Annotated in this window: 20 protein-coding genes; 8 read left to right on the top strand and 12 right to left on the bottom strand. The window is 70.0% G+C overall.

Features of this window, described 5'->3' with window-relative positions:
* Positions 1–20 precede the first annotated feature (20 nt).
* From pncB to IB269_RS23240, 4 genes are all read left to right on the top strand, one after another.
* A complete protein-coding gene (gene pncB, locus IB269_RS23255) occupies positions 21–1,220 on the top strand; it encodes a nicotinate phosphoribosyltransferase (RefSeq protein ID WP_012207404.1) in 1,200 nt (399 codons plus the stop codon).
* Positions 1,221–1,259: 39 nt separating this feature from the next.
* Positions 1,260–2,960 carry an NAD+ synthase gene (locus IB269_RS23250; RefSeq protein ID WP_192368441.1) on the top strand — a complete coding sequence of 567 codons (1,701 nt, stop codon included), beginning with the start codon at positions 1,260–1,262 and terminating at the stop codon, positions 2,958–2,960.
* A gap of 46 nt (positions 2,961–3,006) precedes the next feature.
* Positions 3,007–4,125, top strand: coding sequence for a bifunctional nicotinamide-nucleotide adenylyltransferase/Nudix hydroxylase (locus IB269_RS23245; protein ID WP_097204976.1), 1,119 nt, complete (start codon positions 3,007–3,009; stop codon positions 4,123–4,125).
* A 64-nt stretch (positions 4,126–4,189) separates the two neighbouring features.
* Positions 4,190–4,681 carry a GNAT family N-acetyltransferase gene (locus IB269_RS23240; protein WP_034397032.1) on the top strand — a complete coding sequence of 164 codons (492 nt, stop codon included), beginning with the start codon at positions 4,190–4,192 and terminating at the stop codon, positions 4,679–4,681.
* A 20-nt stretch (positions 4,682–4,701) separates the two neighbouring features.
* On the opposite strand, the gene IB269_RS23235 is transcribed toward IB269_RS23240, so the two are convergent.
* The 7 genes from IB269_RS23235 to IB269_RS23205 all read right to left on the bottom strand — a co-directional run bounded on the left by IB269_RS23235 (position 4,702) and on the right by IB269_RS23205 (position 11,549).
* Positions 4,702–5,640 carry a CysB family HTH-type transcriptional regulator gene (locus tag IB269_RS23235; RefSeq protein ID WP_043822171.1) on the bottom strand — a complete coding sequence of 313 codons (939 nt, stop codon included), beginning with the start codon at positions 5,638–5,640 and terminating at the stop codon, positions 4,702–4,704.
* An 87-nt stretch (positions 5,641–5,727) separates the two neighbouring features.
* Complete coding sequence (locus tag IB269_RS23230; protein ID WP_192368440.1) at positions 5,728–6,216, bottom strand: VOC family protein; 489 nt, start codon at positions 6,214–6,216, stop codon at positions 5,728–5,730.
* A gap of 111 nt (positions 6,217–6,327) precedes the next feature.
* Positions 6,328–6,993: a methionine ABC transporter permease gene (locus IB269_RS23225; protein ID WP_013800725.1), complete on the bottom strand. Its 666-nt coding sequence runs from the start codon at positions 6,991–6,993 to the stop codon at positions 6,328–6,330.
* Positions 6,971–8,107 carry a methionine ABC transporter ATP-binding protein gene (locus tag IB269_RS23220; protein WP_192368439.1) on the bottom strand — a complete coding sequence of 379 codons (1,137 nt, stop codon included), beginning with the start codon at positions 8,105–8,107 and terminating at the stop codon, positions 6,971–6,973. Before IB269_RS23220 ends, IB269_RS23225 begins: the two co-directional genes overlap by 23 nt.
* Positions 8,108–8,120: 13 nt before the next feature.
* On the bottom strand, positions 8,121–8,933 hold the full coding sequence (locus IB269_RS23215; RefSeq protein ID WP_012207412.1) for a MetQ/NlpA family ABC transporter substrate-binding protein: 813 nt from the start codon (positions 8,931–8,933) through the stop codon (positions 8,121–8,123).
* A 61-nt stretch (positions 8,934–8,994) separates the two neighbouring features.
* Positions 8,995–10,098: an isopenicillin N synthase family dioxygenase gene (locus tag IB269_RS23210; protein ID WP_192368438.1), complete on the bottom strand. Its 1,104-nt coding sequence runs from the start codon at positions 10,096–10,098 to the stop codon at positions 8,995–8,997.
* Positions 10,099–10,133: 35 nt separating this feature from the next.
* Positions 10,134–11,549, bottom strand: a complete 1,416-nt coding sequence (locus IB269_RS23205) for an O-acetylhomoserine aminocarboxypropyltransferase/cysteine synthase family protein (RefSeq protein WP_192368437.1) — start codon at positions 11,547–11,549, stop codon at positions 10,134–10,136.
* Positions 11,550–11,767: 218 nt separating this feature from the next.
* Between IB269_RS23205 and IB269_RS23200 the strand changes: the two genes are divergently transcribed.
* From IB269_RS23200 to IB269_RS23185, 4 genes are read left to right on the top strand one after another with little or no spacing between them, the layout of a single operon-like run.
* A complete protein-coding gene (locus IB269_RS23200) occupies positions 11,768–12,874 on the top strand; it encodes an ABC transporter substrate-binding protein (protein WP_099752941.1) in 1,107 nt (368 codons plus the stop codon).
* The gene (locus IB269_RS23195) at positions 12,871–13,932 is read left to right on the top strand and encodes an ABC transporter permease (protein WP_192368436.1); all 1,062 of its coding nucleotides are present in this window, start codon (positions 12,871–12,873) and stop codon (positions 13,930–13,932) included. Before IB269_RS23200 ends, IB269_RS23195 begins: the two co-directional genes overlap by 4 nt.
* Entirely contained in the window at positions 13,926–14,762 is an 837-nt protein-coding gene (locus IB269_RS23190; protein ID WP_012207417.1) for an ABC transporter ATP-binding protein, read from the top strand. The genes IB269_RS23195 and IB269_RS23190 overlap by 7 nt, the downstream gene beginning before the upstream one ends.
* 12 nt (positions 14,763–14,774) lie before the next feature.
* Positions 14,775–15,986, top strand: a complete 1,212-nt coding sequence (locus tag IB269_RS23185) for a c-type cytochrome (protein WP_192368435.1) — start codon at positions 14,775–14,777, stop codon at positions 15,984–15,986.
* A 4-nt stretch (positions 15,987–15,990) separates the two neighbouring features.
* On the opposite strand, the gene IB269_RS23180 is transcribed toward IB269_RS23185, so the two are convergent.
* Genes IB269_RS23180 through IB269_RS23160 form a run of 5 tightly spaced genes read right to left on the bottom strand, consistent with a single transcriptional unit; the run spans position 15,991 to position 22,508 of the window.
* Positions 15,991–17,712: an ABC transporter ATP-binding protein gene (locus IB269_RS23180; protein ID WP_192368434.1), complete on the bottom strand. Its 1,722-nt coding sequence runs from the start codon at positions 17,710–17,712 to the stop codon at positions 15,991–15,993.
* Positions 17,709–19,451 (bottom strand): ABC transporter ATP-binding protein, encoded by a 1,743-nt coding sequence (locus tag IB269_RS23175; protein WP_192368433.1) that lies wholly within the window; start codon positions 19,449–19,451, stop codon positions 17,709–17,711. The genes IB269_RS23180 and IB269_RS23175 overlap by 4 nt, the downstream gene beginning before the upstream one ends.
* Positions 19,448–20,275: an ABC transporter ATP-binding protein gene (locus IB269_RS23170; RefSeq protein WP_192368432.1), complete on the bottom strand. Its 828-nt coding sequence runs from the start codon at positions 20,273–20,275 to the stop codon at positions 19,448–19,450. Before IB269_RS23170 ends, IB269_RS23175 begins: the two co-directional genes overlap by 4 nt.
* A gap of 2 nt (positions 20,276–20,277) precedes the next feature.
* Positions 20,278–21,369 carry a FecCD family ABC transporter permease gene (locus tag IB269_RS23165; RefSeq protein WP_192368431.1) on the bottom strand — a complete coding sequence of 364 codons (1,092 nt, stop codon included), beginning with the start codon at positions 21,367–21,369 and terminating at the stop codon, positions 20,278–20,280.
* Complete coding sequence (locus IB269_RS23160; RefSeq protein WP_192368430.1) at positions 21,366–22,508, bottom strand: ABC transporter substrate-binding protein; 1,143 nt, start codon at positions 22,506–22,508, stop codon at positions 21,366–21,368. The genes IB269_RS23165 and IB269_RS23160 overlap by 4 nt, the downstream gene beginning before the upstream one ends.
* Between the last annotated feature and the right edge of the window lie 72 nt (positions 22,509–22,580).

Below are 22,580 nucleotides of genomic sequence, written 5' to 3'. Positions count from 1 at the left end.
TGTTTCCCCAGCATCGCACCATGGCTCCCATCATCACCAGCCTGCTCGACACCGATCTCTACAAATTCACGATGTGGCAGGCCATGCTGCACCGCAATCCCCAGACCGAGGCCGAGTACGAATTCGTCTGCCGCACGAAGACGGCCTTCCCGCTGGCCGAGCTGCTGCCCGAGGTGGAGCGCGAGCTGGACGCCCTGTGCGCGCTGCGCTTCACGCCCGAAGACCTGGCCTACCTGGGCGGGCTGCGCTTCATGAAGAGCGACTTCATCGACTTTCTGCGCATCTTCCAGTTCCAGCGCGCCTTCATCCGTGCCTGGGCCGATGGCGACACCCTGCACATCGAGGCCAAGGGCCCCCAGGTCCATGTGATGGGCTTCGAGATCTATGTGCTGGCCATCGTCAACGAGCTGTATTTCCGGCGCTTCGACGCGGAGGCGGCGCTGGCCGAAGGCCGCAGGCGCCTGGCCGGCAAGATCGAGCGTCTGCGCCACCTGGCCTGCGAGGCCAGGCTGCGCAATCCCTTCGAGCTGTTCGACTTCGGCGTGCGCCGGCGCTTCTCGGGCGCCTGGCAGCGCGAGGTGGTCCAGGCCTTTGCCACGCAGACGGCGCAGTGGTTCAAGGGCACGTCCAACGTGCTGCTGGCGCGCGACTTCGGCATCGTGCCCATCGGCACCATGGCCCATGAGTACCTGCAGAGCTACCAGGCCCAGGGCGTGCGCCTGCGCGACTTCCAGATCGCCGCGCTGGAGGACTGGGTGCAGGAGTACCGGGGCGACCTGGGCGTGGCCCTGACCGACACCGTGGGCATGGATGCCTTCCTGGCCGATTTCGACATGTACTTCGCCAAGCTCTTCGACGGGCTGCGCCACGACTCGGGCGACCCGTATGCCTGGGGCGAGAAGGCCATCGCCCACTACCAGAAGCTGCGCATAGACCCCCAGGCCAAGCGCCTGGTGTTCTCCGACGGCCTGGACCTGGACACGGCCCTGGCCCTGTACCAGCGCTTTGCCGACCGCATACAGCTGGGCTTCGGCATCGGCACGCGGCTGACCAACGACATGGGGCTGGAGACCATCAACATCGTGATGAAGCTCACCCACGCCAACGGCCAGCCCGTGGCCAAGATCTCGGACTCGCCGGGCAAGACGCTGTGCAACGACGAAACCTATCTGGCCTATCTGCGCCAGGTCTTCGGCCTGGCCCAGCCTGTCGCCGTCTGACACCGCCTGACACCGCCTGACACCGCCAAGGCTCCATTCATGCTGCGCATCACCATTGCCCAACTCAACCCCACCGTCGGTGACATCGCCGGCAACGTGGCCCGCATGGCCGAGGCCGCTGCCCGCGCCGCGCACGCGCAGGCCGACCTGCTGGTCTTTCCCGAGCTGTCGCTGTGCGGCTACTACCCTGGCGACCTGCTGGACGAGCCCGCCTTTCGCGAGCGCCTGGAGCAAGGCTTGCAGCAGCTGCTGCAGGCCACGCGCCAGTGGCCGCAATTGCACTGGGTCATCGGCGCACCCACGCGCGCCAGCGGGCCCGGCAAGCCGCTGCACAACAGCCTGCTGGTGCTCAAGGACGGCGCCGTGCGCCTGCGCTACGACAAGCAGCTGCTGCCCACCTACAACATCTTCGACGAGCGCCGCCACTTCGAGCCCGGCCCCGACGCGGCCAAGGTGCTGCGCATAGGCCAGGCCCAGGTGGGCTTTCTGGTGTGCGAGGACGGCTGGAACGACGCCGGTGCCGACTACGCCACCAACCCCTTCGCGCGCATGGCCGACGCCGCGCCCGACCTGGTGGTCAGCATCAACGCCAGCCCCAGCCACCTGGGCAAGCGCGAGCAGCGCCACGAGATCTTCGGCCAGGCGGCCACGCGCCACGGCCTGCCCATCCTCTACGTGAACCAGATCGGCGGCCAGGACCAGATCGTGTTCGACGGCGCCTCGTTCGCGGTGGAGCCCGGGCGCGGCGTGGTCTTCGAGGCCGAGCGCTTTGTCGAAGACCTGCGCACGCTGCAGTTCGACGACGGGCGCTTCCTCGACGCAGCCGGCCAGCCCTGCATGAGCGTGACGGCCGAAGGCCTGCCCACCATGGAGTTCTACCGCCGCCAGATCGTGCTGGGCCTGCGCGACTATGCGCGCCGTTGCGGCTTCACGCGCGCCGTCGTCGGCAGCTCGGGCGGCATCGACAGCGCGCTGACCCTGGCCCTGGCGGCCGAGGCCCTGGGCGCGGACAACGTGGTGGCAGTCACCATGCCCTCGCGCTTTTCGTCGAGCGGCTCGGTCGATGACTCGGTGATCCTGTGCCGCAACCTGGGCATCACGCTGCATGAGCACCCGATCCGCGAGCTGGTCGACGGCTATGCGCGCCAGTTCGAGGCCAGCTTCGGCCAGCCGCTGCAGGGCCTGCCGCTGGAGAACCTGCAGGCACGCATCCGCGGCACCACGCTGATGGAGTACTCCAACGCCTTCGGCCACCTGCTGCTGACCACGGGCAACAAGTCCGAGATCTCGGTGGGCTACTGCACGCTGTATGGCGACACCAACGGCGGCCTGGGCCTGCTGGGCGATCTGTACAAGACCGAGGTCTTCGAGCTGTCGCGCCACATCAACCGCAGTGCAGGCCGAGAGCTGATTCCCCAGGCCATCATCGACAAGCCGCCGTCGGCCGAGCTGGCGCCCGACCAGAAGGACGAGGACAGCCTGCCGCCCTATGCTGTGCTGGACGAAATCCTCAAATACGCCATCGAGGGCCGGCACCTGTCCACCGCCGAATACGGTACGGCCGAGCGCTTTGTGACCCAGCTGCTGGGCCAACCCGGCGGGGCCGAGCTGGTTGACCGCGTCAAGCGCATGATCTTCCGCAGCGAGTACAAGCGCCGCCAGGCCCCGCCCATACTGCGCGTGCGCCCGCGCGCCTTCGGCACGGGCCGCCAGATGCCCATTGCCGCCCACTACGAATGAAGCCAGAGTGAAGCCACCGAGCCTGTTTATGCAAGAGACTGCCGCCATGGACGCCCCCACCGAAACCCCGGCCACCAGCGAGCGCGTGCACACCGCCGTGCTGATCGGGCGCTTCCAGCCGCTGCACAACGGCCACATGGCACTGCTGCGCGCGGCGCTGGAGCGTGCCGAGCAGATCGTCGTCGTGCTGGGCAGCGCCTGGCAGGCGCCCAATCCCAAGAACCCCTTCAGCTGGCAGGAACGCGCGCAGATGCTGCGCGAGGCGCTGCCGCCCGCGGACGCGGCCCGTCTGCACTGCGTGCCCGTGCGCGACTACTACAACGAGCCGCTGTGGGTACAGGCCGTGCAGCAGGCCGTGCAGTCCTGCGTGCCCGAAGGCGCCAGCGTGGCCCTGGTCGGCCATTTCAAGGACGCGACCAGCGGCTACCTGGCGCGCTTTCCGCGCTGGCAGCTGATCAGCCTGCCGCGCCTGGGCCAATTTGACGCCACGCCGCTGCGCGACATCTACTTCGGCGAATCCGGCGTGGACTTCGAGGCCCTGGCCGCCCAGGTGCCTCCCGCCACCCTGCAGTTCCTGCGCCAATGGGCCACCACGCCAGTTCATGCGCAGATGTGCGAGGAATGGCGCATGCTGGCCCGGTACCGCCAGGCCTGGGCTGCAGCGCCCTACCCGCCCGTCTTCGTGACCGTGGACGCACTGCTGCGCTGCCGTGTGCCGCACGAAGACGCGCAACAGGACCACATCCTGCTGATACGCCGCGGCCATGCCCCGGGCCTGGGCCTGTGGGCCCTGCCGGGCGGCTTCCTGGAGCCGCGCGACACGCTGTGGCAGTCCTGCCTGCGCGAGTTGCGCGAGGAGACCTGCTCCACGCTCAGCGAGGCCGATCTGCAGGCCGCCCTGCAGTCCGTGCAGGTCTTCGACCACCCCGACCGCAGCCTGCGCGGGCGCACCATCACCCATGTGCACTACCTGGACCTGGGCGTGCTGCCCTCGCTGCCGCCCGTGCAGGGCGGCGACGATGCGGCACTGGCGCGCTGGGTGGCCGTCTGCGACCTGCCCGCCATGGAAAGCGCGTTCTTCGAGGACCACTTCCAGATCCTGCGCCAGTTCCTGCCCCTTCCGGTGCAACAGCCCCTGGCGGACACGGGCGCGAAAATCGGCTAAAACCGGAGATTGCGGCGCCATCTTGCGCCGCAATACCGTGTTTCCCGTGTTCCCCCGCGTTTGAATGACTACCACCCTACAGATCCGACCCGCCACCCCCGATGACGCCGAGCTCATCGTCCGCTTCGTGCGCGAACTCGCCGTCTATGAAAAAGCCGAGCATGAAGTCCTGGCCACGCCAGAGCATGTGAAGCGCACCCTGTTTGCCGACAACCCCGCCGTCTTCGGCCTGATCTGCCTGCATGGCGACCAGCCCGTGGGCTTTGCGGTCTACTTCTTCAATTACTCGACCTGGCAGGGCCGCCACGGCCTGTACCTCGAAGACCTCTACGTCACGCCCGAGGCGCGCGGCCTGGGCGCGGGCACGGCGCTGCTGCGCCGCCTGGCGCAGATCGCCGTCGAGAAGGACTGCGGCCGCTTCGAGTGGAGCGTGCTCGACTGGAACCTGCCCTCCATCGAGTTCTACGACCGCCTGGGCGCCCTGCCCCAGACCGAGTGGATCCGCTACCGCGTGACCGGCGACACCCTGCTGGAGATGGCGCGCGAGCCGGCCTGAGGCCGGCCCCCTTCGTCTGCCTACTCGGGCTCCACGCCCTGGCGCACGGCCTGCTCGACCACCTCGCGCGTCAGCGTGGGCACGAAGGTCTCGATGAAGGCATAGGCATAGCCGCGCAGCCAGGCGCCCTTGCGCAGGCCCAGCCGCGTGGTGTTGACCTCGAACAGGTGGCCGGCGTCCAGCGTGCGCAGGCCCTGGTCGCGCTCGGCATCCAGCGCCACCGAGGCGACGATGCCCACGCCCATGTCCAGCTCCACATAGGTCTTGATCACGTCGGCATCCATGGCCGTGAGCACCACGTCGGGCTCCAGGCCCTCGCGCGCAAAGGCCTCGTCGATGTGGGCGCGGCCCGTATAGCCCTGCTCGTAGGTGATGATGGGAAAGCGCGAAAGCGCCTCCAGCGTCAGCGCATGCTGCGACTGCAGCAGCGGGTGGCCGGGCGGCACGACCACGCCATGCGTCCAGCGGTAGCAGGGCAGCGCGACCAGGCCTTCATAGCCGGCCAGCGCCTCGGTGGCCACGCCGATGTCGGCCTCGCCGCTGCGCAGCATCTGCGCCACCTGTTCGGGCGAGCCCTGGTGCAGGTGCAGGCGCACCTGCGGATAGCGCTGGCGGAAGTCACGCACCACGTGGGGCAGCGCATAGCGGGCCTGGGAGTGGGTGGCGGCAATCGACAGCCGGCCCTGCTCGCTGGCGCTGAAGTCGGCGCCCACGCGGCGCAGGTTGTCGGCCTCCAGCATCAGGCGCTCGACGATGGGCAGCAGCGCTTCGCCGGGCGGCGTCAGCCCGGTCAGCCGCTTGCCTGCGCGGATGAAGATCTCCACGCCCAGTTCTTCCTCCAGTTCGCGGATCTGCCGGCTCACGCCGGGCTGGGAGGTGTGCAGCGTGTGGGCCACCTCGGTCAGGCTGTAGCCGCGGCGCACGGTTTCGCGCACATAGCGCAGTTGCTGGAAGTTCATGGGCAAGGCTCCGCCCGGGGCCGGTGCGGCCCGGGCCTGTGGAAGGCAAAAGCAGAAAGGAAAGAGAGAGGGGAACGGCGAGAGGCTTCAGGCCGAACAGGCCACGGCCGGCTCATCCGGGGCATCGGCCGCTGCCTCGCGGGGCAGCTCCAGCAGCTCGATCAGATTGCCTGCGGGGTCGCGCGCATAGCAGCGCCGGCCCTCGCTCACGGGCGCCACCTCCAGCGCCAGGCCGCCGTACACCAGCAACTGCTGGCGCAGCGCATCCACGTCGCTGACCGTCAGCGCCAGGTGTACCAGGTTGCCCGCCGCGCGCTCGGTGCCGCCGGACTGCCCCTTGTAGGGCACCAGATCGATGCGCTGCCCGCCGGCCAGAAAGCTCAGGCCCGGACGCCCGGCAACGGTCAGGGCAGACAGGCCCAGCACTTCGCCATAAAAGCGCTCCATGGCCGCCTGGGCGCGCGCCGGGAAGGACAGCTGGACATGGTGGACGCCACAGACGATGGCCACGCCCGGCTTCATGGCAGTGCGGCCGGCAAGAGGGGAAGGCCAGGCGGGGCGTGTGGTGTGGGTCATCGAAGCGTCTCGGAAAAGAATCAGCAGCCCGAATGCTGCTGCAGGCCATTGTCGAGACAAGTCGAAAAAACCAAAAATAATAAAAATTCAGTCTGTTATTTCTAAATCATCTCAAGAGATCGAACGCCGGTGGTCGGCACGGCGCGCCAGCCACTCGCCGCCGAACTGCAGCACCGACACCAGGGCCACCAGGATGACGATGACCTCGAACATCACGCGCGTCTCATAGCGCTCGTAGCCGTAGCGGATGGCCAGGTCGCCCAGGCCGCCCGCCCCCACGGCGCCCGCCATGGCCGAGGCATTGACCATGGCGATCACACTCACGGTCATGCCGCCGATCAGGCCCGGCAGCGCCTCGGGCAGCAGCACCTGGCGCACGATCTGCGGGCGGCGCAGGCCCATGGCGCGCGCCGCCTCCACCAGGCCGCCGTCCACCTCGCCCAGGCTGACCTGGGCGATGCGCGCAAAGAACGGAATCAGGTTGGCCGATAGCGGCACCACCGCCGCCCAGGTGCCCAGCGTGGTGCCCACGATGGCGCGCGTCACCGGCAGCAAGGCCACCAACAGGATGATGAAGGGAATGGCCCGGCCGATGTTCACCGCCGCCGACAGCCCCCGGTACAGGCGCGGCCTGGCGTAGAGCCCGCCCGGCGCCGTGGTGTGCAGCACGATGGCCAGCGCCAGCCCGGCAACGATGGCGATCAGCGAGGACGCGCCCGCCATCAGCAGGGTTTCCAGAAAGGCCTGCAGGTATTTATCGAGCGGGGGCAGGGACATGGCCAAGCAGTTGCAGTGAATCGGCGCCCAGCGCCTGTTGAAGGGAAGACAGCGCGGCCGGCGAGAGCGGGGAGAGTGGCGACGGCAGATCCTGCACCGGCACGCCCACCAGCAGGCGGCCCTGCGAACGCCCGCGCATGCAGTCCAGCCCGCCCTGCAGCAAGCGGGCACGCGGGCCCAGCACCTGAAGCTGCGCCAGCGGCAGGCCCTGCTGGCTGCCGCCGTCGGCCCATCCGATGGCCAGCACGGCGACGGCATCCGGGCCATCGGCCTCTGCCACCAGTTCCAGGTCCGCCGCCAAGGCCTGCCGCAGCGGCCGCAGCAGCGCACGCGCAGCCTCCGAGCGCGGTGCCGCAAACAGCTTCCAGACCTCGCCGATCTCCTGCAGCCGGCCCTGGTCCAGCACCAGCACGCGGTCGCAGACCTCGCGAATCACGGCCATGTCGTGCGTGATGAGCACGATGGTCAGCTGCAGCTTGCGGTTGATCTCGCGCAGCAGCTCCAGGATGGACTGCGTGGTCTCGGGGTCCAGGGCCGAGGTGGCCTCGTCGCACAGCAGGATCTCGGGCTCGTGCACCAGCGCGCGCGCAATGCCCACGCGCTGCTTTTGCCCGCCCGAGAGCTGGGCCGGATAGGCGCCGCTCTTGTCCGCCAGCCCCACCAGAGCCAGCAGCTCGTCCACCCGCGCGCGCACGAGCGCGGGCCGCCAGCCCGCGGCCTGCAGCGGCAGGGCCACGTTCTCGTACACCGTGCGCGAGGACAGGAGGTTGAAGTGCTGGAAGATCATGCCGATGCGCCGGCGCAGCGCCACCAGCGCGTCCTCGTCCAGCGTGGCGACATCGGTGCCGTCCACCAGCACGCGGCCGCTGCTGGGCCGCTCCAGCGCATTGATGGTGCGCAGCAGCGTGGATTTGCCGGCGCCGCTGCGGCCGATGATGCCGAACACCTCGGCACGCGCCACCTCGAAGCTCAGCGCCTGCAGTGCGTGCACGGGCTCGCCCGCGCCCCTTCCCGTTCCCGGGTAGTGCTTGCGCACGCCCTCGAAGACGATGTGCGGCCGCTGCAGCGCATCGATTGCATGGGGCTCGCCGGCCGCCGCCTGTTCCACCTTCATTGCCTTACACGCCTCAGAAGGCCGGCAGCACCGAGCCCTGGTACCTGCTCACGATGAACTGGCGCACGGGCTCGGACTGGTAGGCGCGCAGCAGGGCCGCGACCCAGGGTGCAGCGCGGTCGCGCTCGTGCACGGCAATGATGTTCACGTAGGGATTGCGCTCGCGCCTTTCGACGGCAATGCCATCGCGCGTGGCGATCAGCCCGGCCTGGTAGGCAAAGCTGTTGACGATGGCCGAGGCATCGAGATCGTCCAGCGAGCGCGCCAGCACCACCGAGGCCGCCTCCACCAGCTGCACCTTCTTCTGGTAGCTGGCGATGTCGGCCAGGCCCGCCGTGCCCTTGAAGGGGTCGAAGCCCTCGCGCAGCTTCAGGATGCCCTGGTCCTGCAGCACCACCAGCGCGCGCGTCTGGTTGCTGGGATCGTTGGGAATGCCCAGGCGCGCGCCAGCGGGCAGGTCGGCCAGGCGTTTGTGCTTTTTCGAATAGAAGGCGATGGGCGAGATGTAGGTGTCGCCCGCCGCCACCAGCCGGTAGCCGCGCTGCTGGTTCTGGTCGCGCAGGAACGGCACATGCTGGAAGGAGTTGGCCTCGATGTCGCCGTTGTTCAGCGCCTCGTTGGGGCTGGCCGCGCCGCTGATGACCACGGGCTTGACCTGCAGCCCCTGCTCGCGCGCCACGCGGGTCACCACCTCCCAGATTTCCTCGTCCACGCCGCCGCGCACGCCCACGCGCAGCGGGCCGGCCTGCGCGGCCCGGATGGCGCCTGACATCGCCGCCACCGAGGCCCCCGCCGCCAGTCCCCGCAGAAATACTCGCTTGTCCATCGCACAGTCCTTTCAAGAATCAACAGGCACCCATCAACAGGCACCGATCAACAGGAATCGATCAATAGGCACCGGGGTGCAACTCACGGCCGGCGGCGCGGGCCTGGGCCTGCAGGCGGGCGAAATGCTCGGGATAGAAGCGCTGGGCCACATCCAGGTGGGAGCGCACGCGGCCCTTGAGCGCGTTCTCGCCCACATGGCTGAACAGCGGGTTGTCCGGGTCGCTCTGCGGCCCCGTGGCCAGCACGGCCAGCTCGGGCGGCAGGGTCAGCAGCGGGACCTGGCCCAGGTCCAGGCGCGGCGCCAGGAAGTAGGCGATGGAGTAGCGCTGCACGCCCGCGCGCGGCACCAGCACGCGATGCACGTTGGCGCGCAGATAGCCGTTGGTGGCCAGCTCCAGCATCTCGCCGATGTTGATGACGAAGGCCCCGTCGCGCGGCGGCACATCGACCCAGCCGGCTGGCGTCTCCACCTGCAGCCCGCCCACCTCGTCCTGCAGCAGCAGGGTCAGCAGACCACCGTCCTTGTGCGCGCCCACGCCCTGGCCTGCTGCGCCCAGCTCGCTGCCCGGGTAGTGGATGATCTTGATGCGATGCGCAGGCAGGCCGTTGACCAGGGCGTCCAGCGCGCCCTCGGGCAGCTGCAGCGCGGCCACGAAGTGGCGCAGCAGCTCCAGCGCCACGCCATGCGCTGCAGCCTGCCAGGCCAGCACCTCCTCGCGGAACCCGGGCAGGGCCTGCGGCCACTGGTTGGGGCCTTGCAGCCCCTTCCAGTCCGGCACGCCGGGGCCTGCGGGAATCTCGGGCGATTCCTCCCCCAGGTCGATCTGCTCGCGCTGGTCGGGCCGCTGGCGCGTGATCTCCATGCCCACGGCCGTATAGCCCCGGAAGTGCCGCGTGTTGGCAATGGCCAGCGCCTGCTTGTCCGCCAGCGGCTGCGCAAAGAATTCGCGCGCGCGCCGCTGTATGCCCTGCCATGCGTCCCGGCCTATGCCGTGCCCTTCCAGGTAGAAGAAGCCGGTGTCGCGTGCCGTGCGCGCCAGCTGGCGCAGCGCCTGGGCCTGCGTGGCCGGGTCGCGCAGGGCCTGCAGATCGATGACGGGCAGGGCCGGGGTTGCCGCTGTGGCGGCGGGCGCGTCGAGAGTGGATGCTGTCAAGGTGCTCATGCTGTGCTGCCAGGGAAGTGGGAAGGAAGGGGCGCTCAGGCCGCCAGGCGCTGATCGCGGTCTTGCTCGCGGTTTTGTTCGCGGTCTTGTTCGCGTTCGGCAGCCAACACCGCATGGCCCTGCGCCTGCTCCAGCGCCTGCGCCAGGTCGGCCAGCAGGTCCTGCGGGTGCTCAATGCCGATGGACAGGCGCACCAGCCCGGGCGCAATGCCCACGCGCGCCAGTTCCTCGTCGCTGAGCAGGCTGTGCGTGGTCTCGGCAGGAATGGCGGCCAGCGACTTGCTGTCGCCGATGTTGACCAGGCGCAGGAACAGGCGCAGCGCGTCATAGAAGGCGCGCGCCGCCAGCCGGCCGCCGCGCAGCTCGAATCCCAGCAGCGCCGGCACATGCCCGCCGCGCAGCTGGCGCAGGGCCAGCGCGTGGTCGGCGTGGCCGATCTGGCTGGCGTGGTGTATGCGCTCCACCAGAGGATGAGCCTGCAGGAAATCGATCACGGCCAGCGTGTTGCGGCTGGCGCGCTCCTGGCGCAGGCCCAGCGTCTCCAGGCCCTGCAGCAGCAGGAAGGCGCTGTGCGGCGCCAGCGCCGCGCCGCAGTTGCGCAGCAGCACGGCACGGGCCCGCGCGATGAAGGCGCGGTCGGGAAATTTCTCGGTGAAGACAAAGCCCTGGTAGGCCGGCTCGGGCGCGCTGAACTGCGGGTAGCGCCCCGCGTGCGCCACCCAGTCGAAGCGGCCGCTGTCCACGATCAGCCCGCCCAGCACATTGCCGTGTCCGCCGATGGCCTTGGTGGCCGAATGCACGACGATGTCGGCGCCCCAGTCGAAGGGCCGCAGCAGCAGCGGCGAAGCCACGGTGTTGTCCACCACCAGGGCCACGCCCGCCGCATGGCTGATATCGGCCAGCTGGCGCAGGTCGGCAATGCCGCCCGATGGATTGCCCACGGACTCCACGAACACGGCCTTGGTGCGCGGCCCTATCGCCCGGCGCAACGCCTGGAAATCATCCTTGGCCACGGCCGTGCTCTGCACGCCGCGCGAGGCCAGCACGTGGGCGATGAAGTTGTGCGTGCCGCCATACAGCTGCGAGGCCACGACCACATGGTCGCCCGCACTGGCCAGCGTGGCCAGAGCCACATCGATGGCCGCCATGCCCGAGGCCAGGGCCAGCGCGGCCACGCCGCCTTCGAGAGCCGCAATGCGCTGCTCCAGCACCGCCAGCGTGGGGTTGGCCGTGCGCGAGTACACATCGCCCTCCTCCACCAGGCCGAACAGGTTGGCGCCGTGCTGGGCGCTGTCGAACACGAAGGAGGTGCTCTGGTAGATGGGCACGGCAGCGCTGCGCTGCTGCTCTCGCCCCCGGTAGCCGGCGTGCAGGGCCTGGGTGTCCTGCTGCCACAGCGCATCGCTGGCTGCGTCGTGCGGGGCGGACTCGGTGCCGGTCGCTGAGGTCATGCATGGACTCCGTATGAGTGGTCGATGCAGCCCATTATTCGAAGCCCGCGCCCTGCGCACTACGAAGAAAAACGCGTTCGCTTATTCGGTTTGCGCATGTCGCCGGGCCGTTGCTTTCCTAGTTGCCACGCACATATGGATGCGCGTTTTGCGTCGTTGGAAACACGGCACTCAGCGGACAGCATCGGCAGTCCCGAAACTGCTTTGGAGGGAGTTCCATGACCCGCAAGACCCAGACCGAGATCGACAGGACCCAGGACAGCCGCTGCGCCCATGGCGCCGATTGCGGTGCTTTCGGGGCGCTCGATGCTCCCGAGGCGACCGAGCCCTCGCTCTCGCGCCGCGCCCTGATCCGCGCCGGCGCCGCAGCCGGCGCGCTGGGCTCGGCCGCCTGGTTCAGCGGCCGCGCCGGGGCGCAGCCGCGCCAGAAGATCACCTTTGCCTGGAGCCAGGCCAGCTTCTGCCATTCGCCCATTCCCGTGGCGCTGGAGCGCGGCTTTTTCGAGCGCAACGGCCTGGACGTGGAACTGCTGAACTGGGGCGGCTCGGCCGACCAGTTGCTGGAGGCGCTGGCCACGGGCAAGGCCGATGCAGGCGCGGGCCTGATCCACCGCTGGATCAAGCCGCTGGAGGCGGGGCTGGATGTCAAGCTCATCGGCAGCGTGCACGGCGGCTGCCTGCGCCTGGTGGGACTGAAGTCGGCCGGCGTCACGCTGGACCCCAGCACGCTCAAGGGCAAGACCATCGGCGTGGCCGATCTCAACAGCCCGGCCAAGCAGTTCTATTCCATCCACCTGGCCAAGCGCGGCCTGGATGTGGACAAGGACATCGAATGGCGCGTCTACCCGGCCGACCTGCTGGATGTGGCCGCCAAGAAGGGCGAAATCCAGGCCATTGCCGACGGCGACCCGAATCTCTACCTGATCGAGAAACGCAACCCCGGCACCTTCCTCGAACTGGGCAACAGCGCCAAGAACGAGTACGCCGAAAGCATTTGCTGCGTGATCGGCGCAGGTGCAAAGTTCGCCCGGGCCAACAAGCCCGCTGCGGCCAGCGTGGTGCGCGCGCTGACCCAGGCCTCGGACTACATCGCCGAGAACCCCAACGAAACGGCGAAGATCTTTGCCAAGTACTCGCCCAAGGTGCCTGTCGAGGACCTGCAGCGCCTGCTGGCCGAGCTGACCTTCAAGCACCATCCGCACGGCAAGCCGCTGCGCGACGAGGTCCAGGCCTTTGCGGCCGACTTCCGCACGGCCGGCGTGCTCAAGAAGCAGACCGACCCTGGCCGCTTTGCCAGCCACATCACGCTGGACGTCCTCGCATGAGCACCGCAAGACCACGCTGGCGCCTGGGCGCCACGGATGCCGCACCCGGCCTGGAACGGGAACGGGAACAGGCGCAGGGCACGCGCAAGGCAGGCCCCTGGCGCACCGGCCTGCTGGCCGCCGCCGCCTGGGCCGGCCTGGGCATGCTGACCCTGCTGTGGCCCAACAAGGAGATCGGCTTCAGCGAATGGGCATTCACGCAGGAGTTCGGCATTGCCGCCCTGGCCGTGTCCCTGTTGCTGCTGGCATCGGCCGTGCTGCCTGTGCGACCCGTACGGGCAGCACGGCGCATCGACCGCTGGCTGCGCCCGGCCGGTGCCTGGCTGGTGGCGGCGCCGCTGCTGCTGGCGCTGTGGGAGACGCTGACGGCCAAGCTCGGCGCGCTGCCGCCGCCCTTCTTTGCACCACCGCAAAGCCTGATCGACGTTGTCCATGAGGACTGGCAGCGCCTGGGCCTGTCCACGCTGTATTCGCTGCGGCTGCTGCTCAACGGCATCGTGTTCGGCGCGGTGATCGGGTTTCTCACGGGCGTGTGGATAGGCTGGTCGCGCATCGCGGGCTACTGGGTGCATCCGCTGCTGCGCTTCCTGGGGCCGGTGCCCGCCTCGGCCCTGCTGCCGCTGGCCTTTTTCTTCGCGCCGTCGAGCTACTCGGCAGCCGTGTTCCTGGTGGCGCTGGCCACGTTCTTTCCGGTGGCCGTGCTGACCTGGTCGGGCGTGGCATCGGTCAGCAAGAGCTACTACGACGTGGCGCGCACGCTGGGCGCATCGCCCTGGTTCCTGGTGCTGCGCGTGGCCATCCCGGCCGCCCTGCCCCAGGTCTTCGTGGGCCTGTTCATGGGGCTGGGCGCCTCGTTCTCGGTGCTGATCACGGCCGAGATGATGGGCGTGAAGGCCGGCCTGGGCTGGTATCTGCAGTGGGCCCAGGGCTGGGCAGCCTACGCCAACATGTACACGGCGCTGCTGGTCATGGCCGTGCTGTGCTCGGGCCTGATCACGCTGCTGTTCACCGTGCGCGACCGCACGCTGTCGTGGCAGAAGGGAACCGTCAAATGGTGATTGCCGCAGAACACGCCGCCAACGCCGCAGCCACGCCCGCCATCGCAGGGGCGGCCCTAGCAGGGGCGGCCCTAGCCGGCGCGGCCATCGATGTGCAGGCCGTCAGCCACTGGTTCGGCCAGGGACAGGGCGCGCTGCAGGTGCTCGACGAGGTCAGCCTACAGGTGCGGCCTGGCGAGTTCGTCGCCCTGCTGGGCCCCAGCGGCTGCGGCAAGTCCACGCTGCTGCGCCTGGTGGCCGGGCTGGACGCGCCCACGGCCGGCGCCGTGGCGCAGGACGGCACGGCCATCACCGAGCCCGATCCCTCGCGCATCGTCGTCTTCCAGGACCCCACGCTGTTTCCCTGGCGCACGGTGCGCGGCAACGTGGCCCTGGGCCTGCAGGCACGCGGCCTGCTGGACAGCCAGGCCCACCGCATCGACGAGGCCCTGCGCCTGGTGGGGCTGGAGGATTTCGCGGACAGCCATCCCCACCAGCTGTCGGGCGGCATGGCCCAGCGCGCGGCCCTGGCGCGCGCCCTGGTCAACGACCCGCGCCTGCTGATCCTGGACGAACCGCTGGGCAAGCTCGACTCGCTGACGCGGCTGGCCATGCAAAGCGAGATCCTCAAGATCTGGCAGCGCGCAGGCTTTTCCGTGCTGCTGGTTACGCACGATGTGGAAGAGGCCCTCTTCCTGGCCCACCGCGTGCTGGTCTTCAGCCAGCGGCCCGCCCGCATCGTGGCCGAGATCGATGTGGACCTGCCCTACCCGCGCCAGCGCGGCCACGCCCGCCTGTCCGAGTTGCGCCACGAGGCCCTGCGCCACCTGGGCCTGGACCAGACCTGGTAGCGCCCGCCTCCGATGCAACGCAGCGACTCCCCCGACTGGCTCAACCCCTTGATCGGCGCCATGCAGCAGGCCCAGGTCGGCCTGCTGCAGCTGCTGCATGGCCTGGGCCTGGCCGGCACGGTGGATGGGCAGCCCGCCTGGCCCTGGGCCCTGCGCCTGTCCGGCGAAAACCTGCTGATCGACCTGGGCCAGGCCCGGGGCCTGATGTGGTCGCTGGCGGCCGTGGCCACCGCCATCGTTTTGCTGGTGCTGGCCCTGGTTCTGCGCCGCATCCGCCTGCCGGCCCTGGTGCTGACCGCGCTGGCCGCGCTCGCCCTGCTGCTGGCCCCCTGGCCGCGTGCCGACCTGATCCTGGTGCCCGCGCATGCCACCAGCTTCCATGCCTCGCCCACGGGCTTCAGCGTGGAGAGCATTGCGCGCGGCGGCGCCGTCTATGCCCAGCACTGCACGGCCTGCCACGGTGCCGATGGCCGGGGCCACGGCCCGCTGGCCGCCAGCCAGCCGGTCTGGCCCCCCAACTTCACCAGCCCGCTGTTGTGGCGCCGCGCCGATGGGGAATTGCTCTGGGCCATTCTTCATGACCGCCGCCCCGTGGAGTCTGGCGATGGCGCACGGGCACACGGCCAGGCCGACCGGCTGTCCAGCGACGACGCCTGGGCCCTGATCGACTTCATGAAGGCCCGCGCCGCAGGCCAGATGCTGCAGATCGCCGGCAACTGGCCCTATCCCGTGGGCCTTCCCGACATGGCCGTGCAGTGCGCAGGCCAGCCCGCACGCCGCCTGAGCACCTGGCAAAGCCGCCAGCAGCGGTTGAGGGTGGTGGCAGGCAGCGGCCCGGTGCAGGAAGACCCGCGCCTGGTCAGCCTGCAGCTGTCGCCCGATGGCGGCAACCGCACCGCCAGCGCACTGGACTGCACCGTCAACGACCCGCGCGCCTGGCAGGCCATGGCCCTGCTCAGCGGCTCGGAGCAGCTGCAGGGCATGCAATGGCTGGGCGACCGCAGCGGCTGGCTGCGCGCGCTATCGCGTCCGGGCGCCCAGGGCTGGTCGGAGGACGACCTGGTCTGCCGCACGGACACGCCCGCGAGGACGACGGTCGAGGCGACGACGGCCGCTGCGGCAACCGCCGGCCCGTCCGATGGCTCATCCGATGGCCTCGGGGCCCTGATCGCTCGCATGGATGCCGAGCCCGTGCGGTTCATCAAGGGTGGGTTTGTGCACTGAGGGATCAGGCATCCGCCGCCATGAGGCTGGCATAGGCGCCCTGGCGCGCGAGCAGCTCCCGGTGGGTGCCCTGCTCCACGATGCGGCCGCCCTCCAGCATAGCCACGCGGTCGGCGCGGGCCAGCATGGCGGGCCGGTGGGCGATGAGCAGCACGGTACGGTGCTCGCGCAAGGCGTCCAGCGCACGCAGCAGGGCTTGCTCGCTTTCGCTGTCGAGATGGGAGGAAGCCTCGTCCAGCACCAGCACGGGGGCACCGGTCAGCAGAGCGCGCGCCAGGGCGATGCGCTGGCGCTGGCCCCCCGACAGGCGCATGCCTTGTTCGCCACAGCGCGTGGCATGGCCTTGCGGCAGCCCGCTGATGAAGCCATGGGCCTGCGCCAGCATGGCAGCCTGCTGTACCTCGTCATCGCTGGCGTCAGGCCGGCCCAGGCGGATGTTGTCGGCGATGGAGATGTCGAACAAATGCACCTCCTGGCGGACCACGGCAAGTTGCTGCCGCAGCACGGCCAGCGGCATTTCACGAATGTCCATGCCGCCCATGCGCAGGCTGCCGGCGTCGGGCTCGCCCAGGCGTTGCAACAGCTGCACGCAGCTGCTTTTGCCGGCGCCGGACGCGCCGGCCAGGGCCACCATTTCGCCAGGCCGCAGGGACAGGTCCAGTCCGCGCAGCACGGGTACGCCGCCACGCTGCCAATGCACACCGCAGAAGTCCAGCGACGCCGTGGCCGGCGCCTCACGGGTTCCGCTGTCCGCAATGCGCCGGGGCTGGCGCAGCAGTTGCACGATGCGGTCGGCACCAGCCTTCACATCGCCCAGCCTGCGCGCGGCCTGCGCCACTTCGGCCAGCGGCGCCAGCGCCATGCCGGCCAGTACCACCACGGCCGGCAGCCAAGCGGCATCGATATGCCCCTGGTCCAGCAGCCAGGCGGCCACGGCAGCCATGGCCAGGGCCGACACGGCCGGCAACGGGTCCGCGGCGGCCAGTTGGCCCGCAGCAAGCGACGCATGCCTGCGCACCTGCGGGGACAGCGCCGCAGCCTTGGCACGCATGCGTGCCAGCCAGCGCGGGCCAGCCTCCAGCAGCGCCAGTTCACGCAGCCCGCGCAGGCCTTCCACCACATCGGCATTGAGTTCGCCCTGGGCCGCTGCCAGCGCCCTGGCCTGCCGCTGCGCCTTGCCGGCCAGCCACCAGGACACCAGCACCGGCAAGGCAACAAAGGGCAGCCAGGCCAGGGCGAGCAGCGGATGCAGCCAGGCCAGCAGGCCCAGTGCCACCAGCGGCACGCACAGGGCGCCGGACAGCTCGCCCAGCATGTGGGCGTAGAAGTGCTCCATCAGCTCGGCGTCGGCCGTGGCCGTGGCGGCGATGTCGCCGCTGCGCTGCGGGCCGGCCGCATTGCCTGCGCCCCGCTCCAGCCCGTCGTAGATGCCCAGCTGCAGTGTTTCTATCAACGCAAACGCCAGTGCATGGGAGGCATGGGCCTGCCACCATTGGCTGAGCGCGGTCACCAGCGCCGTCAAGGCCAATGCGCCCAGTGCCGGTTGCAGCGCAGTCCACGGCGCGCCCATGGCGGCCTGTCCGGCAATCCAGGCAGCCAGCACCCAGGCGCCGACCACGGTAGCCTGCGCCAGTGCGGCGGCCAGCAACGCCGCTGCCAGCAGGCGCTTGTGCGACGCCACCGGCGCCAGCAGGCCGGCCCAGCTGCGGGATTCATCGCGGATCATGCGGCCTCCTCCGTCGTCCTCTTGGCCTGCGACGCCGCCCAGAGCCGTGCATAGCGGCCGCCGCGGCGCAGCAGATCATCGTGCGTGCCCTGTTCGGCCACCCGGCCGTTTTCCAATACCACGATGCGGTCCGCCTCGCGCGCCGTCTCCAGGCGGTGCGCGGCCATGACGAGAGTGCGGCGGCCCCGCAATGGCCGCAACACCTGCAGCAAGGCCTGCTCCGTGCGTGGATCTGCGCTGGATGTGGGCTCGTCCAGCAGCAGCACGGGCGCACGCCTCAGCAACGCACGCGCCAGGGCCAGCCGCTGGCGCTGCCCGCCCGACAGGTGCGCGCCGAATTCGCCCACCTCGGTCTGCAGGCCTTGGGGCAGGCTGTCCACCAGATCGGCCAGTTGCACATCACGCAGGACAGCCTCGATGTCGCGGAGGCAGGCCTGGGGGCTGGCCATGCGCAGGTTGTCCTCCAGGCTGCCGCTGAACAGCAGCGTGTCCTGGGCGACCAGGGCGACCCTGGAGCGCAACTGCGCCAGGCTCAGCTCCCGCAGGTCCCGGCCGCCCAGGCAGACCATGCCGCGCCGGGGATCGGCGGCGCGCCACAGCAGCGACAGCAGCGTGGACTTGCCGACGCCCGAAGGCCCCACCAGCGCCACCCATTCACCATCGGCGATATCCAGGTCCAGCCCGCGCAGCACCTCGGGCCGCCCCGGCTCCTGCCCCTGGTCATGGGCAAAGCACACCCCACTCAGCGAGATGCGGCCGTCTGCAGGAGCAGGCCCGGGCCGCTGCGGCTCAGGCACGGGCAGCGGCGCGTGCAGCAGCGCGTCGATGGCATGCAGGCCGTCGCGCGCGGCCCAGGCCGCATGAAAGGCTTTCTCCAGCCGCTCCAGCGGCCTGAAGGCCTCACGCGACAGCAGCAGCACGGCCAGCAGCGATGCCGCATCCAGCCGGCTCTGGCCCAGTTGCCAGCTGCCCCACCCCAGGACACTGGCCATGCCGGCCAGGCCAACGAAACGCGTCAGGCCGGTGCGCAGCAAGGTGGCGCGCAGCGTGTGCATGGACTCGGCACGCAGGCGAGCGGCCTGTTCGGCCAGACGCATGCGCCAGCGCGCCGAGGCGCCAAAGGCCCATAGCGTCTCCATGCCGCGCAGGCTGTCCAGCAGCTGCGCCCCAAAGGCAGCCAGGGCCGCCATGACGCCGCTGGCCCCGGGCATGTGCCGGCGCAGCCACAGCCGGTCCAGCAGCGGCTGGCCCAGCACGAACACGGCCAGCAGCAGCGCGCAGCCCGCGTCCACCCATGCCAGGGCGCCCAGCGCCAGCGCGCAGCCGAGCACGGCTCCCAGCAGGCTGGGAACATGGCGGCTGGCATGGACCTGCACGGCATCGACCGCCGCAAACAGCGTGGCCTGCAGCTCACCCGTGGGGCGGGCCTCAGCCCAGGCCGGCCCCAGGCGCATCAACCGGGCCAGCAGGCGTTCGCGCAGCACGGCGCGCGTGCGCATGCCCACCTGCTGCGCCCACCACTCTTCCAGCCACACCAGAACGCCGCGCAGCACCAGGGCCGCCAGACCGATCGCCAGCCAGGGATGCAGCGACGCACCCTCCATGGCCTGGGCCAGCAGTCGAGCAAGGCACAGCGCGTGCACCACCAGCATGGCCTGGGCCAGCAGCCCGCAGGCCACCGTGGCCGCCAGCTGCGCGCGCGAGCGCGATACCATCCAACGTTCCAGCGAGGTGCTCATGACGGCTCCTGCCCACGGCCGCCCAGCGCGTGCCTCACGGCGACCAGACGCCGGCCGTTGACCGTTTCCACGACAGCCTGCACGCGGTAGACCTCGTGCAGCAGGGCGCTGTCCACCACCTCGACAGGGCTGCCGGCACGCACCACGCGGCCCTGGTCCAGCACCATGATCCGGTCTGCCCAGCCCATGGCCAGGTTGATGTCGTGCAGCACGGCCAGCACCACCAGTTGCCGCTCGTGTGCGATCTCGGTCACCACGTCCAGCACGCGGTGCTGGTGGTAGAGGTCCAGGGCGCTGGTCGGCTCGTCGAGCAGCAGCAGGCGCGGACGGCGCACCAGGGCCTGGGCCAGACCCACCATCTGGCGCTGGCCACCCGACAGCGCAGCCAGCGGCCGGTCGGCCAGGGCCGTCAGCTCCAGGCGCTGCAGCACCTGCTCCACGGCGGTCTCGGCCTCATGCGTGCCGGCCAACGGCCAGCCACGGGCCGCCTGTGCGGGCTCGCCGGCCATGGCCGCGCTGAGCACGGACTCGAACACCGCCAGTCGCGAGCGTTCGGGCAGGCTTTGGGGCACATAGACCACTTGGCGCGCGCGCTGCACCGGCGGCTGGGAAGACAGCAGCGCCGTGCCCAGGCGGACCTCGCCGCGCATGCGCTGCAAGCCTGCAATGCCGCGCAGCAGCGTGGATTTGCCTGCGCCATTGGGCCCCACCAGCGCATTGACCGAACCCGCAGCCAAGGGCCCCAGAGTGGCACCGCGCAGCACGGGTGCTGCGCCATAGCCCATGTGCACATCGCTGACATGCAGCGCGTCGCGGAATGGCATGCTCAGCGCTCCTGCCGGCCCGTGCGGGCAACGATGGCCATGAAAAAGGGAATGCCCACCAGCGAGGTCACGATGCCCACGGGCACCAGCACGCCCTCGATCAGCGTCTTGCTGGCCACCGAGGCCATGGACAGGATCAGTGCCCCCGCCAGCGCCGAGGCCGGCAGCAGCACGCGGTGGTCGTCGCCCACCAGCATGCGCGCGATGTGCGGTGCGATCAGCCCCACGAATCCTATGGTGCCCACGAAGGAGACGGCCACGCCCGACAGCAGGCTGATGCGCAGCAGCGCCCAGCCTCTCAGCGCCGTGACCGGCACGCCCAGGCTGCGCGCGCGGTCCTCGCCCAGCGTGAGCGCGGTCAGCGACCAGCTCTGGCTCCAGGACCAGGGCAGGCACAGCGCCAGCACGGCGGCCATGACGGCAATCCGGTCCCAGGAGGCGCGTGCCAGGCTGCCCAGGGTCCAGAAGACCAGCTGCTGCAAGGTGTTCTGGTCGGCCACGAACTGCAGCAGTGCCACCAGGGCGTTGAAGCTGAACACCAGGGCGATGCCGAACAGCACCAGGCTTTGCACGCCAAATCCGCGCCACATGGCCAGCCCGTACAGCAGGCCCACCGACAGCAGCGCGAAGAGGAAGGCGTTGAGAGACACCACGTACTGCGCCGGCACGCCCGGCACGCCCAGTCCCAGCACGATGGCCAGGGCCGCGCCAAAGGCGGCGGCCGCCGACACGCCCAGCGTGAACGGGCTGGCCAGCGCATTGGCCAGCACGGTCTGCATCTCCGCGCCAGCCAGCGCCAGCGCCGCACCCACCAGCACGGCCATCAGCGCATAGGGCAGGCGCACGTTCCAGACGATGACGGCCTCCACGCGCGACACGCTACCCGGATCGCCGAGCACCTGCCACAGCCGTGCCAGCCCCATGCCCGACGGGCCGGTGGCCACGTCCAGTGCCAGGCTGGCCAGCAGCGCCAGGGCCAGCAGCGCCAGCACCAGCCCGTGGCGGGCATGGCGGCGGCGGTAGCGCTGCGCGGCACCGGCCGCCGCAGCGCCCGCCTCTGCCGCCACGGCACTGGCCTCCATGGCCGCGCTCATCGGCCGGCCCCGGAAGGCAGGTCGGTCAGCAGCACGCCGGTCATCGGAATCGGCATGAAGCGCTCGTACAGCTCACGCCGCGTGCGCAGCGGGTCGATGTCGGCAAAGAGTTCGGGATGCAGCCACTTGGCCAGCGCCTCGACGGCAATCACATGCTCTGGCGAGTCGTAGAAGATGTGCCACAGGCCGTGCACGCGCCCCTTTCGGACGGCGGACAGCTCGCGCGTTTGGGCACGCTGCGCCACCGTCGCCAGGCTGGCCTGCGCCTGGGCAGGCGTGGCCTGGTAGCCCAGCGTCACGCCGCCCTGGCCACTGGCGAAGACGCCCGTGGCCACATAGACGGCAGGATCGCGCGACAGCACATATTCGAGGTTCAGCGTACCGATGGGACCGGGAATGCGGCCGGCGCCGATGTTGTCGCCACCGGCCAGCTCCACCATTTCCCCGAAATTGCCCTTGCCCGGCGAGCCGCAGCAGTCGCGCAGACCGGCCAGCATGTCGATGAAGATGGCGGGCCGCTGGAATCCGTCCTTCTGGCGCGCCGCCGCGACTCGCTGGCGCACGCGCTCGATGCGCTGCTCGTAGAAGGCGATGAAGTCCTCGGCGCGCTGCTGGCGGCCCAGCACCTGGCCCATCAGGCGCAGGCTGGGCACGGTATGGGTCAGCGGATGCTGGCTGAAATCCACAAAGACCACAGGCACGCCCGCCGCCTGCAGCTGGCGCACGGCCTCGCTGTCGGGCGCGGGCCCGTGACCGCCCGAGACGGCCATGAAGGCCACGTCGGGACGCACGGCCAAGGCCTGTTCCACGTTGAAACTTTCGGGCGTGGCGCCGCCGACCAGCGGCAGTTTCTCCATGGCAGGAAAGGCCTTGGAGAAAGCCGCATAGCCCTGGGTATCGAGCAGGCGGAAATCCCCCTGCCAACCCGCCACGCGCTCCACCGCCTGCCGGCCTTCCAGCAGGGCCATGGTGTAGACCATGCGCCCCTCGCCCAACAGCACGCGCTGCACGCGGTCCGGCACCTGCACGCTGCGCCCCGCCATGTCCGTCACGGTCAAGGCCTGGGCCAGCCCACTCCAAAGCGCCAGCGCCGCCACCGCAGCGCGCAACCCGCGCCGCATTCCTGTCCGTATTTGCATATGTTTTCTTCTCTCAGTCGTTGCCGGCATACCCAATGCAACCGGCGCGCCCCAAAGCCTGGGACAGCAAGC

This window comes from Delftia sp. DLF01 (assembly GCF_014852125.1).
GTDB classification, from domain to species: Bacteria; Pseudomonadota; Gammaproteobacteria; order Burkholderiales; family Burkholderiaceae_C; genus Comamonas; species Comamonas acidovorans.
Note: the sequence above shows the minus strand (reverse complement) of the source record. Positions and strands in the feature narration are given on the sequence as shown.